Consider the following 15,760-nt stretch of genomic DNA (forward strand, 5'->3'; position numbering starts at 1 on the left):
CGGTCAGGACGGCCGGGCCGCCCCCGCGCCGGCACTCACTCCGCCGCGGGCACCGGCTCCCCGCCCGAGCGCACGGTCGGCTGGGGCAGGTACACGGAGCCGCCCTGGGACAGGAACTCCTGCGACTTCGCCGCCATGCCCGCCTCCGCGATCCGCGCCTGGTCCGAGGCCGTGCCGAACTCGGAGCGGATGTCCTGGCTGATGCGCATCGAGCAGAACTTCGGCCCGCACATCGAGCAGAAGTGCGCGGTCTTGGCCGGCTCGGCGGGCAGCGTCTCGTCGTGGTACTCCTCGGCGAGCTGCGGATCTAGGCCCAGGCCGAACTGATCGCGCCAGCGGAACTCGAAGCGGGCCTTGGACAGCGCGTCGTCGCGGTCGCGGGCGCCCGGGTGTCCCTTGGCGACGTCGGCGGCGTGCGCCGCGATCTTGTAGGTGATCACGCCCGTCTTCACGTCGTCGCGGTTCGGCAGGCCCAGGTGCTCCTTGGGCGTGACGTAGCAGAGCATCGCCGTGCCGTAGCGGGCGATCTCCGTGGCGCCGATGGCCGAGGTGATGTGGTCGTACGCCGGGGCGATGTCCGTGACGAGGGGGCCGAGCGTGTAGAACGGGGCCCCCTTGCACAGCTCCTGCTGGCGCTCCACGTTCTCCCGCACCAGGTGCAGCGGGATGTGGCCGGGGCCCTCCACCATGACCTGGACGTCGTACGCCCACGCCCGCTCCGTCAGCTCGGCCAGCGTGTCGAGCTCGGCGAACTGGGCGGCGTCGTTGGCGTCCGCCACGGAACCCGGCCGCAGGCCGTCGCCCAGGGAGAACGCGACGTCGTAGCGCGCGAAGATCTCGCAGAGCTCGTCGTAGTGCTCGTAGAGGAAGTTCTCCTTGTGGTGGCCCAGGCACCAGCCGGCCATGATCGAGCCGCCGCGGGAGACGATGCCGGTGACGCGGTCCGCGGACAGCGGCACGTGGCGCAGCAGCACGCCGGCGTGCACGGTCATGTAGTCCACGCCCTGCTCGCACTGCTCGATCACGGTGTCGCGGAAGATCTCCCAGGTCAGGGCCTGGTGGTCGCCGCCGACCTTCTCGAGGGCCTGGTAGATCGGCACGGTGCCGATCGGCACCGGGGAGTTGCGCAGGATCCACTCGCGGGTGGTGTGGATGTCGTCGCCCGTGGACAGGTCCATCACGGTGTCCGCGCCCCAGCGGGTGGCCCACTGCAGCTTCGAGACTTCCTCGGCGATCGACGACGTCACCGCCGAGTTGCCGATGTTCGCGTTGACCTTCACGGCGAACGCCTTGCCGATGATCATCGGCTCCGACTCGGGGTGGTTCACGTTCGTCGGGATGATGGCGCGGCCGGCCGCGACCTCGGAGCGCACCAGCTCCACGTCCACGCCCTCGCGCAGGGCGACGTAGCGCATCTCCGGGGTGATCTCCCCGCGGCGGGCGTAGTGCATCTGGGTCACGCGCCGGCCCTCGACCGAGCGCAGGGGTGCGCGCGTCTCTCCCTGCCACTCCTGGGTGGAGGCGCCGCGGCGCACGGCCGAGCGGCCGTCGTCGAGCAGGTCGCGCTCGCGGCCCGCGTACTCCTCGACGTCGCCGCGCGTGCGGATCCACTCCGCGCGCAGGGGCGGAAGGCCGCGGGTGGGGTCGGCGCCCGGGCCCATGGTGCGGTACACGGTGAGCGGCTCGTTCGGGGTGCCGGCGGGGGAGTCGTCCTGGTGCACGCGGGTCACCGGCACGCGGATGCCGTGCTCGGGGTCCTCGAGGAAGCCCAGGCGGTGCGTGGGGTAGTTCTCCTCCGCGACGACGGCGGCGCCGGCCTCGGCGGACTCGGACGCGGCGGCCTCGGCGGGGGCAGGGGCGGTGGGCGGAGCGGTGCGCTCGGAAACGGCCATGGCCGTGTCTCCTTCTTCCTTCGCCGGCATGACCCGGACAGGTTCAGACGGTGGTCGGACGGCGTCAGTCCGATCTCAGCCCCATGCCAGGGGCCCCCGTGGGGATGCCACGGACGCTAGACCATCCGGGCCGCGTGTGTCGAACCGCACGGCGGGGGCGCCGGACGTGGCACCCTGGGCCGCATGAGCGCCCCCGACTGCCGGTCCGTGCCCCGCGTCCTGTCCATCGCCGGCTCCGACTCCGGCGGCGGCGCCGGCATCCAGGCCGACCTCAAGACCATCGCGGCGTGGGGCGGCTACGGGCTCACCGCGATCACGGCCGTCACGGCGCAGAACACGCAGGGCGTGCAGGCGGTGCATCCGCTGCCCGTCGACGTCGTCCGCGCCCAGCTGGACTCGGTCGCCGCGGACATCGGGCTCGACGCCGTGAAGATCGGCATGCTCGGCTCGCCCGAGCTCCGGGATGCCGTCCGCGACTGGCTCGAGCGGGTCCGGCCCCCGCGCGTCGTGCTGGATCCCGTGATGGTGGCGAGCTCGGGGGACGCGCTCTCCGACGCCGCCGTGCCCGCCGGGTGGGCGCCGCTGCTCGCAGCGGTGGACGTCGTCACGCCCAACCTGCCCGAACTCGCGGCGTTGACCGGCGCGGACGTCCCCGCGCGGTGGGCGGACGCCCTGGAGCTGGCCCGCGGCCTCGCCGCGGAGCACGGTGTGACGGTCGTCCTGAAGGGCGGCCACCTCCGGCATGCCGCGGACCTCGCGGAAGGGGTCCCGGACGCCGTGATCGGCCCCGAAGGCCGGGTCACCGAGGTGCGCGGCGCGCGCGTCTCCTCCCGGTCGACGCATGGAACGGGCTGCACGCTCTCCTCGGCGCTCGCGGTGCTCGCCGCGGGCGGGACGGCCTGGGAGGACGCCCTGCGCACGGCCAAGCCGTGGCTCGCGGAGGCCATCGCGGCGGGGGAGCGGCTCGACGTCGGCCGGCGCACCGACCGCTGGCACGGCCCGCTCGACCACAGCCATCGGGACCGGGGGGCGGGCGATCGGGACTGATCGTTCTGGAATGGCTCCCCTCGAACCATGGGCAGACCCAGGGAGTTCGACGAGGCCGCTCCTGGAGGTCCCCCTCGACGAGACGCAGGAGCACGACCGCGTCATGGTCACGGTCGATGACCCCGTGGCGAGGGCGGGGGTCGTCCACGCGGCGCTGCCGCGCCGCTCCCACCCGGGCGCGGCAGCGTCAGCCCGTGACCGCCGCACGCAGACTCCGCGTCGCCGCCTCCGGATCGTCGGCGCCGGTCACGGCCCGCACCACCACGATCCGCTCGGCGCCCGTGCCCAGCACCGCGGGCACACGGTCCTCGTCGATCCCGCCGATCGCGAAGAACACACGTCCCGCCGCCTCGCCGCCGGGGGCGGTGATCTCCGCCGCGAACCGCGGCAGAGCGAGCCCCACGGCGGCCCGGCCGGGCTTGGTCGGCGTCTCCCACACCGGCCCGGTGCAGAAGTAGTCCAGCTCCGGATCGGCCGCGGCCCCGCGCACCTGCTCCTCGGTGCGGCAGGACCGCCCGAGCAGCACCTCGGGGCCGAGCACGCGCCTCGCCTGCGTGCTCGTCAGGTCGTCCTGGCCCGCGTGGAACACGTCCACGCCGGCCAGGAGTGCGACGTCGGCCCGGTCGTTCGCGGCGGAAAGCGCCCCGTGCTCGCGCGCCAGCTCCACCACGATCGCCAGGGCCTCGAGCTCGACGCCCACCTCGACCTGCTTGTCTCGCACCTGCAGGGCGTCCACGCCGCCGCGGAAGCACGCGGCCGCGAAGGCGGCGAACGCGCCGGCGTCGAGGGCGCCGTCGTCGCGGACGTGGCGGGAGAGGTCCGTGCAGACGTACAGGCGGGCGCCCGCGAGGCGGCGGGCGCGCTCGGCGCGTGTGGCGAGGGCGGCGGGGCGGTGCGGCATGCGCCCACCCTGCCACGTCCGCCCACCGGGCGTATGCTGGGCGGCATCCATGGGAGCCCGCGCCACAGCGGGCTGAGAGGGACGCAGTCCGCGCACGCGCGGGGCGCGCCGACCATCAGACTCGATGCGGATCATGCCGCCGTGAGGAGGAGCCCATGCGCTGCGTGGTGGTGGGGGCCGGGATCGTCGGCCTCGCGACGGCCGTGCGCCTGCGGGACGCCGGCCACGAGGTGACCGTGATCGCCCCGGACCTGGACGCGCCCGCCGCCGGCGACGCCGCCACCCACGCCGCGGCCGGCATGCTCGCCCCGCTCGGGGAGACCCAGTACTCGCAGTCCGGGCTCGGCGCGCTCCTCGCCCGGTCCTGGGCGCTCACCGGCGACCTCGTCGCCCGGATCGAGGCCGGTGGCGCCTCCGCGGGCCACCGCGTGGAGGGTGCGTGGCTCGTGGGCGCCGAGCCCGCCGACGCGCGGCGCTGGCGCGAGACGCTCTCGTCCGTCGACGCCGCGGGCGCGGATCAGGCCCCCGCCGCGGAGCCCGGCACCGCCCTGCGGCTGCCGCGTCCCGTCGCCCCGGTGACGGTCGCGGCGCTGCGCCGCGCCGAGCCGGCCCTCTCACCCGCCCTCGCCGGCGCCCTCGACGCCCCCGACGACGATCAGCTCGACCCCCGCCGGGCCCGTGCCGCGGCCCTGACGCGCCTCGCCGCCGACGACGGCGTGCACCTGGTCCCCGCCCGTGCCGTGACGGTGCACCAGGTGGGCGAGGAGGTGGAGGTGACCACCGCCGGGTGTGCCGGGACCGCGCAGCCGATCACCGCCGACGTCGCCGTGTTGGCCGCGGGGCTCGGCCACGCCGCGCTCGGGGGCGACCCCGCCGCCCTGCCCCTGCCGCTGCGCCCCGTGCACGGGGACATCCTGCGCCTGCGGGTGCCGGCGTCCCTGCTGGCCCCGGGAGAGGAGCACCTGCTCAGCCGGACCGTGCGCGCTCTGGTGGGCGGACGGCCCGTGTACCTCGTCCCGCGCGCGGGCGGCGGGCTCGTGCTCGGCGCGACGAGCCGCGAGGACCGCGAGGCCGGCACCCCCGCCGGCGCCGTGCTCGACCTCCTCGAGGACGCCGCCCGCATCCTGCCCGCCATCCGGGACTGCCTGCTTGAGGAGGTCACCACGCGCGCCCGCCCCGGCAGCCCCGACGACGCCCCGTTCCTCGGCCCGCTGCCGGATGCGCCCCGCGTGATCGTCTGCACCGGCCACCACCGGCACGGGGTGCTGCTCGCGGCGTGGTCGGCGCACGCCGCGCTGGAGCTGGTTCGCCGGGCGGCGGGGGAGCCGGGCAGGCCAGGCGGGGCCGGCCCCGCCTGGACCGCCGACGACGAGGGGCTGCTCGACCTCGTCCGCCCCGACCGCTTCGCCATCTCGGCGCCGTCCGCCGAGTCGTCCCCCGCCCCCACGCAGGAGGTCCCCGCATGAGCCCGCACACCCTGACGGTCAACGGCGAGGTGAGAGCGTTCGACGCGCCGCTCTCCCTCCGCGCGGTGGTCGCGCAGCTGACCGGCCGCGAGATCCGCCCCGATGGCACGGCCGCCGACGGCGGACGGCTCGGCGTCGCGGTCGCGGTGGACGAGGCCGTCGTGCCGCGCTCCCGCTGGGACGCCACCGTGCCCGAGGCCGGTGCGCGTCTCGAGATCGTGACGGCGGTGCAGGGTGGCTGAGCGCGGGGGAGCACCGGACGTCGTCCCGCCCCTCACCGTCGGCGGTCGCGAGATCGGCTCGCGCCTCATCATGGGCACGGGCGGCATCACGGACCTCGCCGCGCTCGAGGCCGCCCTGGTCGCCTCGGGCACCACGCTCACGACAGTCGCCATGCGCCGCCACGCCGTGGGCGGGGGCTCGGGCGTGATCCCGCTGCTGGACCGTCTCGGCATCGCGGTGCTCCCCAACACGGCGGGCTGCCACACGGCGCGCGATGCCGTCCTCACCGCGCAGCTGGCCCGCGAGGCGCTCGAGACGGACATGGTCAAGGTGGAGGTGATCGCCGACGAGAGCACCTTGCTGCCCGACGTCGTCGAGACCCTCGAGGCCACCGAGCGGCTCGTCGCCGACGGCTTCACCGTGCTGGCCTACACCTCGGACGACCCCGTGGCCGCGCGGCGCCTCGAGCAGGCGGGCGCGGCCGCCGTCATGCCGCTCGGCTCGCCGATCGGCAGCGGCCTGGGCATCCTCAACCGCCACTCCCTCGAGCTGATCTGCGAGCGCGCGTCCGTGCCGATCATCCTCGACGCCGGCGTGGGCACCGCCTCGGACGCGGTCCTCGCGATGGAGGCCGGGTGCGACGCCGTCCTGGCCGCGTCCGCCATCACGCGCGCCGCGCATCCGGCGCGCATGGCCCGGGCGCTCGCGCTCGCGGTCGAGTCCGGCTGGGAGGCCGCCCACGCCGGGCGCATCCCGCCGCGTGCGCTCGCCACGGCGTCCTCGCCGATGGCCGGGCGGATCGCCCCCGTGGGCGAGGGCGACGACCGGACGGGGTGGTGGTGAGGTGAGCGCCGCGGACCCCCGCGCGCGCCGCGCGCCGCAGGGCCTCGACGAGCTCGCCGACACGCAGCTCGAGCGCTTCTCCCGGCAGATCGCCCTCGAGGGCTTCGGCCCCGAGGCCCAGCTCGCGCTGCTGCGCTCCCGCGTGCTGGTGGTGGGAGCCGGCGGCCTCGGTGCGCCCGTGCTCACCTACCTGGCCGCGGCCGGGGTGGGGGAGGTCCACGTGATCGACGACGACGTCGTCGAGCGCTCGAACCTGCACCGCCAGGTCATCCACGGCGAGGACGTCCTCGGGCGGCCGAAGACCGCCTCGGCCGCCGCCCGCATGCGCGCGCTGCACCCCGAGCTGCGCGTCGTGGAGCACCGCGAGCGCCTCACGGTGCAGAACGCGCTGGAGCTGGTCGGCGCGGTGGATCTCGTCGTCGACGGGACGGACACCTTCGCCACCCGCTACCTCGTGGCCGACGCGTGCGAGATCCTCGGCATGCCGGTGGTGTGGGGCGCGATCCTGCGCTTCTCCGGGCAGGTGAGCGTGTTCCATGCCGGCCACGGCCCCGTCTACCGCGACCTGTTCCCCGAGCCGCCGGAGCCCGGCGATGTCCCCACGTGTGCGCAGGCGGGGGTGCTCGGCGTCCTGCCGGGGATCATCGGCACGCTCATGGCGGCGGAGGCGATCAAGCACCTGGCCGGCGTGGGGGAGACGCTCCTCGGGCGCCTCCTGACCGTCGACGCGCTGACCATGCGGTTCACCACGCTGGCCCTCGCCCCGGATCCGGACCGCTCGCCCGTGACCTCGCTGGACGCGCACCGGGCCGTCCGCGGCGACGTCGGCTGCGCGGCCCCGTCGGCGGGGGAGGCGGTCTCGGCCGCGGCGCTGGCGCGGGCGCTGGCCGAGCCGGGCGGCGACGTCGTGGTGGTGGACGTGCGCGAGGACTGGGAGCGCCGGCTCGGCGCCATCGAGGGCTCGGTCCACGTGCCGCTCGGGGCGATCGAACGGGATCCTGCGGCAGGCCTGGCGCGCGCGGGGGACGGCGAGCCGGCACGCTGGGTGCTGCACTGCGCCGCCGGGGTGCGCTCCGCGAAGGCCCGGGACCTCATCGTCGCCGCCCGACCCGAGCTGACCGGCCGGGTGCTCTCCCTGTCCGGCGGGTACGCGGCGTGGGAGCGGGAGGGGGGCTGAGCGTCGACGCCGTGGCGAGGCTCAGGTGCGGGCGGCCCGCGCCGCCCGGCGGCGGACCGTGGTCCGCTCGATGATCCCGGTGATGACGAGCATCACCACGATCACGATGCCCGCGTAGCCGAGCACGGGGTAGACGGTGCCCACGAGCTGGGAGAAGCCGACGCTCGAGAGCAGGGTGGCCGCGATCGCCGTCGCGACGGCGATCGCCCAGCCCGGCACGGCCTGGAGGCTGCTGAGCATCTTCAGGCGCTCCACGCCGCCGTACAGGCAGGAGACCGCCGTCGTGAACTGGGCGAGCAGGAGGATGACCGTGTACAGGAGGGCGGCCCAGCCGCCGATCATGGCGGCGAGCTCCACCATGGGAAGCTCGGCGCGGCCGATGAGGTCCGCGTGGGCGCTCATCGCGACCATGATCGCGCCGGCCATGACCACGAGTCCGATCGCCCCGAGCCCGGCGCCGGCGACGAGGGTGCGGCCGGACGAGGAGCTCTCCTTGCCGATCGGGGCCAGCACGGCGTAGGCGAGCTGGACGTTGAACGCCACGTAGAGGATGCCGGAGACCCACCACTGGTTGATCAGCGGGGACGAGGTCACCAGCGCGGCGACGTCGGCCACGGGGGGAGCGGGGTGCGCGAGCCCCCACCACGCGACGCCGACGGCGACGACGATGATCAGGGGCACCACGATCCCCTGGACCTTCACGAGTCCGCTGATGCCGGCCAGCACGGTGACGACGCAGACGCCCGCCATGAGCAGGGACCCCACGAGGTGCGGCAGGCCGAAGGAGGTCTGCACCGCCGCGCCGGCCCCGGCCAGCATGATCACGAGCGTGCCGAGCAGGGACGTGGTGATGCACAGGTCCGCGAACCACGTGGGGATGCGCGACGTCGTGGGGTTCACGAGCCGGTGGATGTCCGTGGTGCGCAGCGTCTGCGCCAGGCGCAGCACGATGGCCGAGAGCAGGAAGAAGAGGGCGCCCGCGATGATGAGCGCCCCCGTTCCGCCCCAGAGCCCGAAGCTCACGAAGTACTGCAGGATCTCGTTGCCGGAGGCGTAGCCGGCGCCGATCGTGGTGCCGATGAACGTGGCCGCGATCCCGAGCGCCGAGGTGGGGCGCAGGGCGGACGCGGGCTCCGACGTCGGGGTCGGGACTGGGCTGGCGGATGTGACCTGGGGCATTGCTCCAGGTTCTCACGATGCCGGCGGGGCGGGGACGACGACGGGCGGCCACCGTGTGGTGGCCGCCCGTGGCTGGTGCCCCCGATAGGATTCGAACCTACGACCTTCTGCTCCGGAGGCAGACGCTCTATCCCCTGAGCTACGGAGGCGGGGGTGCGCACGCGCGGCTGAGTCGATCGCGCGGCGGACTCCCCAACACTACACCATGGGTCCGGCCGGCCCGGCGGGTCTCCCGCCTTCACCCGCACGGACGGCGCCCGCCGCCAAACTAGACTTGCCCGGGTGAAGCCCGAAGACCTCTCCGCCCTGCTGTCCGCCGTCCTCAACGCCGCCGTCGACGCCGGTGACCTCCCCGCCGCGCTGCGGGAGGAGATCACCCCCGCGCGCGTGAAGGTGGAGCGACCCCGCAGCCGCGAGCACGGCGACTGGGCCACCAACGTCGCCCTCCAGCTGGGCAAGAAGGCCGGGATGGCCCCGCGGGAGTTCGCCGCCCTGCTCTCCGAGCGCCTCGCCGCCGCCGAGGGCATCGCCTCCGTGGACGTCGCCGGCCCGGGCTTCCTGAACATCACCCTGGACGCCGCCGCCGCGGGCGAGCTGGCCCGCCAGATCGTCGAGGCCGGCGAGTCCTACGGCCGGAACACGGCGCTGACCGGCCACGTGGTGAACATGGAGTTCGTCTCCGCCAATCCCACGGGCCCCCTGCACATCGGCCACACCCGCTGGGCCGCGCTCGGCGACGCGATCGCCCGCCTGCTGCGCGCCTCGGGCGCGGAGGTCACCGCCGAGTACTACGTCAACGACGCCGGCAACCAGATGAACGTCTTCGCCGACTCGGTCCTCGCGCGCCTCCACGGCCGCGACGTGCCGGAGGGCGGCTACCCGGGCGGCTACGTCAAGGACCTCGCCGACGCGGTCCTCACCGAGCACCCGGATGTGCGCGAGCTGACGGACGAGGCCGCTCGCCCCGTGGTCCGCGAGACCGCCTACCGGCTGCAGATGCAGGACATCAAGGACACCCTCACCGCGTTCGGCGTGCACTTCGACGTCTTCACCTCGGAGCGGACCCTCCACGAGTCCGGCGCCATCCAGTCCGCCGTCGCCCGTCTGCGCGAGCAGGGGCACATCGAGGACCGCGAGGGCGCCGTGTGGCTGAAGACCACCGACTTCGGCGACGACAAGGACCGCGTGCTCATCCGCGCGAACGGCGAGCCCACGTACTTCGCCGCCGACGCCGCCTACTACCTGGACAAGCGGGACCGCGGCTTCGAGGAGAAGGTCTACCTGCTCGGCGCCGACCACCACGGCTACGTGAACCGCCTCAAGGCGATCGCCTCCGCCGCCGGCGACGACGCCGCGAAGAACATCGAGATCCTCATCGGCCAGCTCATCTCGGTGAACGGAGCGAAGCTCTCCAAGCGCGCGGGCAACATCATCGAGCTCAAGGACCTCGTCGAGTGGCTCGGCAAGGACGCGCTGCGCTACGACCTGGCGCGCTACCCGGCCGACTCGCCCATCACGATCGACCCCGAGAAGCTGCGCTCGAACACCAACGACAACCCCGTGTACTACGTGCAGTACGCCCACGCCCGCACCCGCGGCGCGGCGCGCACGGCCGTGGCCCACGGCGTGGAGCGCACGGAGTTCGACGGCGCCCTGCTCACCCACGAGACCGAGTCCGAGCTCCTGGCCCAGCTGGCGGAGTTCCCCGCCGTCGTCGCGTCCGCGGCGCGCCTGCGGGAGCCGCACCGCGTGGCCCGGCACCTCGAGGTGATCGCCGGCGCGTACCACGCGTGGTACGCCGCGTGCCGGATCGTGCCGCTGCCCACCGACGACGGCACGCCCCGTCCCGTCGAGACGCTGAACCGCACCCGCCTGTGGCTGAACGACGCCACCACCACGGTGCTGGCCAACGGCCTCGGCCTGCTCGGCGTGTCCGCGCCGGAGACGATGTGAGCGCGCGGGTGGCGACGACGAACGACGGCGCCTTCGCCGCCTCCCCGCTGGCCCCCGCCTGGCTGCCTGCGCCCGGGGATCCGGACCGCCTCGAGCCCGTCCTGTGGGCCGCCGGCGTGGACCGCGACGCCTCCGGCGAGCTGACGGTGCAGGGGATCGCCGCCTCGGCGCTCGCCGAGCAGTTCGGCACCCCGCTGCTCGTGATCGACGAGGACGACTTCCGTGCTCGCGCCCGCGCCTTCCGCGACGGCTTCGACGCCGCGTTCCGCGAGCTCTGCGGGGGAGCGGACGTGTACTACGCCGGCAAGTCCTTCCTCACGGTCTCCACCGCCCGGTGGGCCGCCGAGGAGGGGCTGCGCGTGGACACCGCCTCGGGCGGAGAGCTGGCCATCGCCCTGCGCGCCGGCGTCGACCCCGCGCACATCGGCCTGCACGGCAACAACAAGTCCGACGCCGAGCTGCGCCGTGCCCTCGAGGTCGGCGTGGGCCGGATCATCGTGGACTCGGTGGACGAGCTGACGCACCTCGCCGCGCTCGCGGAGGCCACGGGCCGCACCGCCCCGGTCATGCTGCGCCTGACGCCGGGCGTGCACGCCCACACGCACGACTTCATCGCCACCGCGCACGAGGACCAGAAGTTCGGCCTCTCGCTCGCCCCGTCCGTGCAGGACGCGGACGGCAACGCGGCCGGGCGCTCCCCGGCCGCCGTCGCCGTGGAGACCGCCCTGGCGGCGCCGGGCGTCGAGCTGCTGGGCGTGCACTGCCACATCGGCTCGCAGATCTTCGAGGCGGACGGCTTCGGCCTGGCCGCCGAGCGCGTCCTCGCGTTCCTGGCCGAGGTGAAGGAGCGCCACGGCGTGGAGCTGGGCGAGCTGGACCTCGGCGGCGGCCACGGCATCGCCTACACCGCGGTGGACTCCCCGCGCCCGGCCGCCGAGATCGCGCACGCCCTCGCGGCGGACGTGCAGAGGGCGGTGGAGCGCCTCGGCCTGGCGTGCCCGCGCATCTCGCTCGAGCCCGGCCGCGCGATCTCCGGGCCGGCGGGCCTGACGCTGTACACCGTGGGCGTGACCAAGACGGTGGACGCGGACGCCCCCGACGGCGGGACGGCCTCGCGCCGGTACGTCGCCGTCGACGGCGGCATGTCCGACAACCCGCGGCCCGTGCTCTACGACGCCGACTACACCGCAGTCTCGGCGCGCCGCACCTCGGAGGCCGAGCCGGTGCTCTCCCGCGTGGTGGGCAAGCACTGCGAGTCCGGCGACATCGTGGTGCGCGACGTCTACCTGCCGGCCGACCTGGGCCGCGGTGACCTGCTCGCCGTGCCCGCCACGGGCGCCTACACCCACGCGATGTCCTCGAACTACAACGCGCTGCCGCGCCCGGCGGTCGTCGCCGTGCGCGAGGGCGCCGCCCGGGTGATCATCCGGCGCGAGACCGAGGACGACCTCTTCGCCCGCGAGGCGGATCCCCACAACGAGGAGACCCGAGCATGACGAACCCTGCACAGGACGCCCCTGCGGCATCCGGCCCCGCCGCCCTCAAGGTCGCCCTGCTGGGCGGCGGCACCGTGGGCTCCCAGGCGGCGCGCATCCTGACCGAGGACGCCGAGGCGCTCCGCGACCGCGTGGGCGCCCCGCTCGAGCTCACCGGCATCGCGGTGCGCTCCCGCGGGGCCGAGCGCGACTGGCGGGCCGACCCGGCGCTGTACACCACGGACGCCGAGGCGCTCGTGGACGGCGCGGACATCGTGATCGAGCTGATGGGCGGCATCGAGCCCGCCCGCACCCTCATCCGCCGCGCCCTGGCCGCCGGCACCTCCGTGATCACGGGCAACAAGGCGCTGCTGGCCCAGCACGGCGAGGAGCTGTTCGCCCTGGCCTCCGAGACCGGCGCGCAGCTGAGCTTCGAGGCCGCCGTGGCCGGCGCCATCCCCATCCTCCGCCCCCTGCGCGACTCGCTCTCGGGCGACACCGTGACCCGCGTGATGGGCATCGCCAACGGCACCACGAACTTCATCCTGGACCGCATGGACACCGAGGGCGCGGACTTCGCGGACGCCCTCGCCGAGGCGCAGCGCCTGGGCTACGCGGAGGCGGACCCCACCGCCGACGTCGGCGGCCTCGACGCCGCCGCGAAGGCGGCGATCCTGGCCACGCTGTCCTTCGGCGCGCCCTACACGCTGGACGACGTCGCGGTGGAGGGCATCACCGCGATCACGGCGGAGGACAACGCGGCGGCCGCGGACGCCGGCTACGTCATCAAGCTGCTGGCGATCGCGGAGCGGGCCACCGCCGAGGACGGCACGTCCGGCGCCGTGCTGCGCGTGCATCCCACGCTCCTTCCCCGCGAGCACCCGCTCGCCTCCGTGCGGGGCGCGTACAACGCCGTGTTCGTGGAGGCGGAGAACGCCGGCCAGCTGATGTTCTACGGTCCCGGCGCGGGCGGGGCGCCCACCGCGTCCGCCGTGATGGGCGACGTCGTCTCGATCGCCCAGCGCATCGTGCGCGGGGGCCCGGCGCGGCTGCGCACCCCCGTCGCGCAGCTCCCCGCCCTCGACGCCGCCGAGGCCAGCACCTCCTGCATGGTGGTGCTGCACGTGGCGGACGAGCCCGGCGTGCTGCGGCGGGTGGCCGCGGTGTTCGAGGAGCACGGCGTGTCCCTCGAGACCCTGCGCCAGGTGCAGTCCGACCGCGCCGCCGCCCCGGGCGCCTCGCTGCGGCTCATCACCCACCGAGCGCGCCAGCGCGACCTCGACGCCACGGTGGACGCGCTCGCCGCCCTGGACGCCGTCCATGAGGTCGTCTCCGTCCTGAAAGTCGAAGGGAACTGAACCATGGCCCACCAGTGGCGCGGAGTCATCCGCGAGTACGCCGACCGCCTGCCCGTCACCGAGGACACCCGCGTCATCACGCTGGGGGAGGGCGGCACCCCGCTCATCCGCGCGCCGCACCTCTCCGCGCTCGTGGAGGGCGAGGTGCACGTCAAGTTCGAGGGCATGAACCCCACCGGGTCGTTCAAGGACCGCGGCATGACCATGGCCATCACCGCCGCCGTGGAGAACGGTGCGAAGGCGGTGGTGTGCGCGTCCACCGGCAACACCTCCGCCTCGGCCGCGGCCTACGCGGCCCAGGCCGGCATCACGTGCGCTGTCCTCGTGCCCGAGGGCCGGATCTCGATGGGCAAGATGTCCCAGGCCGTCGCGCACGGCGCCGAGCTCCTCCAGGTGCAGGGCAACTTCGACGACTGCCTCGACGTGGCCCGCAAGCTGTCCGAGAACTACCCCGTGTTCCTCGTGAACTCGGTGAACCCGGCGCGCATCGAGGGCCAGAAGACCGGTGCCTTCGAGGTCGTGGACTTCCTGGGCGACGCCCCGGACTACCATCTGCTGCCCGTCGGCAACGCCGGCAACATCACGGCGTACTGGAAGGGCTACCAGGAGTACGCCCGCCCCTACGTGAACCCGCACCCGGGCACCTCGGACGAGGAGCTGCCGGCCGTGGCCACGAAGACCCCGGTGATGTGGGGCTTCCAGGCCGCCGGCGCGGCCCCGATCGTGCTCGGCCACCCCGTCACCGATCCGGACACGATCGCCACCGCCATCCGCATCGGCAACCCCGCCTCGTGGGACATGGCCACGGCGGCGCGTGACGCCTCCGGCGGCCTGATCGACTCGGTCACGGACGAGGAGATCCTCGCGGCGCACCGCTGGCTGTCCTCGAAGGAGGGCGTCTTCGTGGAGCCGGCCTCCGCCGCGGGCGTCGCGGGCCTGCTCAAGCACCACGCCGCCGGGGACGTCCCCGCGGGCAAGACCTGGGTCATCACCGTGACGGGCCACGGCCTGAAGGACCCGCAGTGGGCCCTCAAGACGGCGGAGGGCGACGACATCACGCCCCGCTCGGTGCCGTTCGACGTCGTGACCGTGGCCGACGCCCTCGGGCTCGCCTGAGCGCATGGCTGCGCTGCGTGAGCTCCCCGTCGGTGCCGAGTCCGTCGTCGCGGTCCCGGCGACGTCGGCCAACATCGGTCCCGGCTTCGACTCCCTGGGCCTGGCCGTCGAGCTGAGGGACGAGGTCCGGCTGAGCGTCGTGGACGGCCCGGACCGGGCATCCGTGACGGGGGAGGGGGCGGGCACGCTCCCGACCGACGGGAGCCACCTGATCCTTCGCCTGGCCCACGAGCACCTCGGGCTCCGCGGCTTCCGGGCGCCGGGGCTGCGCCTGAGCGCCGTCAACCGGATCCCGCATGCGCGGGGGCTCGGGTCCTCGGCGGCGGCCGTGGTGGCGGCGTGCGTGGCGGCCGAGGCGCTGCTGCCGGAGGAGGAGCGGCTGCCCACCGCGGCGCTGCTGGACGCCACGGCCCGGCGAGAGGGACACCCGGACAACGTGGCGCCCGCCCTCGCGGGCGGCGCCTCCGTCTCATGGACGCGGGACGAGGGCGACGGCTTCGAGACGGCGCCCCTGACCCTGCACCCGGACCTCACTCCGGTCATCGCGATCCCGGACGTGCAGCTCTCCACGCGCGCCGCGCGCGCCGCGCTCCCCGCGACCGTGCCGCACGCGGTGGCGGCGGCGCAGGCGGGCCGTGCGGCGCTGCTCGTCCACGCGCTCGCCGCTGCGCCCGAACTGCTCCTGCCGGCGACGCGGGACTGGCTGCACCAGGACGCCCGCGCCGCGGCGATGCCGGACAGCGCGGCCCTCGTGGCCGGGCTGCGCGCCCGCGGCCACGCCGCGGTCGTCTCGGGGGCCGGTCCCACCGTGCTCGTCCTCGCCCACGGCGCTGGCGCCGGGGAGGAGGCGGCCGCCGCGGCCCGTGCGCTGACGGCGGAGACGGGCCGTGCGTGGCGCGTGCTGGTGCCGGGCGTGGCCACCGAGGGTGCTAGGGTGGAAGCACTCCACCGCGGCTGACCTGGCCGGCCCACGGCCTCGTCGCCGGTGCGGGATCCTCGTGAGGATCGCGCGCCAGCCCGCCGCCGGCTGAGTGGACGCGGCACCCCGCTTCCGTGGAATCCACGGAGCGCGTCGCCACCCCGCCTCCCGGCCCGGTCGAGTTCCGGCTCCTCCGCTCCGCCACGCAGTGA

At 75.0% G+C, this 15,760-nt stretch carries 13 protein-coding genes, 1 tRNA gene and 2 riboswitches; of the genes, 10 read left to right on the plus strand and 4 right to left on the minus strand.

Annotated features, from left to right (window positions below; genetic code table 11):
* Positions 1 to 35: 35 nt before the first annotated feature.
* Positions 36 to 1,892 (minus strand): phosphomethylpyrimidine synthase ThiC, encoded by a 1,857-nt coding sequence (gene thiC, locus AB0302_RS00675; RefSeq protein WP_366370226.1) that lies wholly within the window; start codon positions 1,890 to 1,892, stop codon positions 36 to 38.
* Positions 1,891 to 2,002, minus strand: a riboswitch (TPP riboswitch). It overlaps the preceding gene by 2 nt.
* Positions 2,003 to 2,075: 73 nt before the next feature.
* Between thiC and thiD the strand changes: the two genes are divergently transcribed.
* Positions 2,076 to 2,939, plus strand: coding sequence for a bifunctional hydroxymethylpyrimidine kinase/phosphomethylpyrimidine kinase (gene thiD, locus AB0302_RS00680; protein WP_298712954.1), 864 nt, complete (start codon positions 2,076 to 2,078; stop codon positions 2,937 to 2,939).
* Positions 2,940 to 3,126: 187 nt separating this feature from the next.
* Here thiD and AB0302_RS00685 read toward each other — a convergent pair whose 3' ends face one another.
* Positions 3,127 to 3,840, minus strand: coding sequence for a thiamine phosphate synthase (locus AB0302_RS00685; RefSeq protein WP_366370227.1), 714 nt, complete (start codon positions 3,838 to 3,840; stop codon positions 3,127 to 3,129).
* A 46-nt stretch (positions 3,841 to 3,886) separates the two neighbouring features.
* A riboswitch (TPP riboswitch) is annotated at positions 3,887 to 3,991 on the plus strand.
* A gap of 4 nt (positions 3,992 to 3,995) precedes the next feature.
* Between AB0302_RS00685 and AB0302_RS00690 the strand changes: the two genes are divergently transcribed.
* From AB0302_RS00690 to AB0302_RS00705, 4 genes are read left to right on the plus strand one after another with little or no spacing between them, the layout of a single operon-like run.
* Positions 3,996 to 5,306 (plus strand): FAD-dependent oxidoreductase, encoded by a 1,311-nt coding sequence (locus AB0302_RS00690; RefSeq protein ID WP_366370228.1) that lies wholly within the window; start codon positions 3,996 to 3,998, stop codon positions 5,304 to 5,306.
* Positions 5,303 to 5,548 carry a sulfur carrier protein ThiS gene (thiS, locus tag AB0302_RS00695; protein WP_366370229.1) on the plus strand — a complete coding sequence of 82 codons (246 nt, stop codon included), beginning with the start codon at positions 5,303 to 5,305 and terminating at the stop codon, positions 5,546 to 5,548. The genes AB0302_RS00690 and thiS overlap by 4 nt, the downstream gene beginning before the upstream one ends.
* Positions 5,541 to 6,371 (plus strand): thiazole synthase, encoded by an 831-nt coding sequence (locus AB0302_RS00700; RefSeq protein WP_366370230.1) that lies wholly within the window; start codon positions 5,541 to 5,543, stop codon positions 6,369 to 6,371. Before thiS ends, AB0302_RS00700 begins: the two co-directional genes overlap by 8 nt.
* A 1-nt stretch (position 6,372) precedes the next feature.
* Positions 6,373 to 7,548: a ThiF family adenylyltransferase gene (locus tag AB0302_RS00705; protein ID WP_366370231.1), complete on the plus strand. Its 1,176-nt coding sequence runs from the start codon at positions 6,373 to 6,375 to the stop codon at positions 7,546 to 7,548.
* Positions 7,549 to 7,569: 21 nt separating this feature from the next.
* On the opposite strand, the gene AB0302_RS00710 is transcribed toward AB0302_RS00705, so the two are convergent.
* Positions 7,570 to 8,727, minus strand: coding sequence for a hypothetical protein (locus AB0302_RS00710; RefSeq protein ID WP_366370232.1), 1,158 nt, complete (start codon positions 8,725 to 8,727; stop codon positions 7,570 to 7,572).
* Between the two features lie 73 nt (positions 8,728 to 8,800).
* Positions 8,801 to 8,876 (minus strand) — tRNA-Arg (locus tag AB0302_RS00715).
* A gap of 133 nt (positions 8,877 to 9,009) precedes the next feature.
* On the opposite strand from AB0302_RS00715, the gene argS reads away from it, so the two are divergent.
* Genes argS through thrB form a run of 5 tightly spaced genes read left to right on the plus strand, consistent with a single transcriptional unit; the run spans position 9,010 to position 15,587 of the window.
* Positions 9,010 to 10,680, plus strand: coding sequence for an arginine--tRNA ligase (gene argS / locus AB0302_RS00720; protein ID WP_366370233.1), 1,671 nt, complete (start codon positions 9,010 to 9,012; stop codon positions 10,678 to 10,680).
* Between the two features lie 8 nt (positions 10,681 to 10,688).
* Positions 10,689 to 12,176, plus strand: a complete 1,488-nt coding sequence (lysA, locus tag AB0302_RS00725; protein WP_366370234.1) for a diaminopimelate decarboxylase — start codon at positions 10,689 to 10,691, stop codon at positions 12,174 to 12,176.
* On the plus strand, positions 12,173 to 13,513 hold the full coding sequence (locus tag AB0302_RS00730; protein WP_298712981.1) for a homoserine dehydrogenase: 1,341 nt from the start codon (positions 12,173 to 12,175) through the stop codon (positions 13,511 to 13,513). Before lysA ends, AB0302_RS00730 begins: the two co-directional genes overlap by 4 nt.
* A gap of 3 nt (positions 13,514 to 13,516) precedes the next feature.
* Complete coding sequence (gene thrC / locus AB0302_RS00735; protein WP_319075353.1) at positions 13,517 to 14,629, plus strand: threonine synthase; 1,113 nt, start codon at positions 13,517 to 13,519, stop codon at positions 14,627 to 14,629.
* A gap of 4 nt (positions 14,630 to 14,633) precedes the next feature.
* Positions 14,634 to 15,587 carry a homoserine kinase gene (gene thrB / locus AB0302_RS00740; RefSeq protein WP_319075351.1) on the plus strand — a complete coding sequence of 318 codons (954 nt, stop codon included), beginning with the start codon at positions 14,634 to 14,636 and terminating at the stop codon, positions 15,585 to 15,587.
* Positions 15,588 to 15,760 lie beyond the last annotated feature (173 nt).

It is taken from the genome of Micrococcus sp. NPDC078436 (genome assembly GCF_040702705.1).
GTDB lineage: Bacteria > Actinomycetota > Actinomycetes > Actinomycetales > Micrococcaceae > Micrococcus.

What these genes read in the sequence shown, in the direction of transcription:
- thiD (WP_298712954.1), top strand. Translation starts at nt 2,076, where the DNA reads ATGAGCGCCCCCGACTGCCGGTCCGTGCCCCGCGTCCTGTCCATCGCC.
- thiS (WP_366370229.1), top strand. Translation starts at nt 5,303, where the DNA reads ATGAGCCCGCACACCCTGACGGTCAACGGCGAGGTGAGAGCGTTCGAC.
- AB0302_RS00710 (WP_366370232.1), bottom strand. Translation starts at nt 8,727, where the DNA reads ATGCCCCAGGTCACATCCGCCAGCCCAGTCCCGACCCCGACGTCGGAG.
- AB0302_RS00690 (WP_366370228.1), top strand. Translation starts at nt 3,996, where the DNA reads ATGCGCTGCGTGGTGGTGGGGGCCGGGATCGTCGGCCTCGCGACGGCC.
- AB0302_RS00730 (WP_298712981.1), top strand. Translation starts at nt 12,173, where the DNA reads ATGACGAACCCTGCACAGGACGCCCCTGCGGCATCCGGCCCCGCCGCC.
- thiC (WP_366370226.1), bottom strand. Translation starts at nt 1,892, where the DNA reads ATGGCCGTTTCCGAGCGCACCGCTCCGCCCACCGCCCCTGCCCCCGCC.
- AB0302_RS00685 (WP_366370227.1), bottom strand. Translation starts at nt 3,840, where the DNA reads ATGCCGCACCGCCCCGCCGCCCTCGCCACACGCGCCGAGCGCGCCCGC.
- thrB (WP_319075351.1), top strand. Translation starts at nt 14,634, where the DNA reads ATGGCTGCGCTGCGTGAGCTCCCCGTCGGTGCCGAGTCCGTCGTCGCG.
- thrC (WP_319075353.1), top strand. Translation starts at nt 13,517, where the DNA reads ATGGCCCACCAGTGGCGCGGAGTCATCCGCGAGTACGCCGACCGCCTG.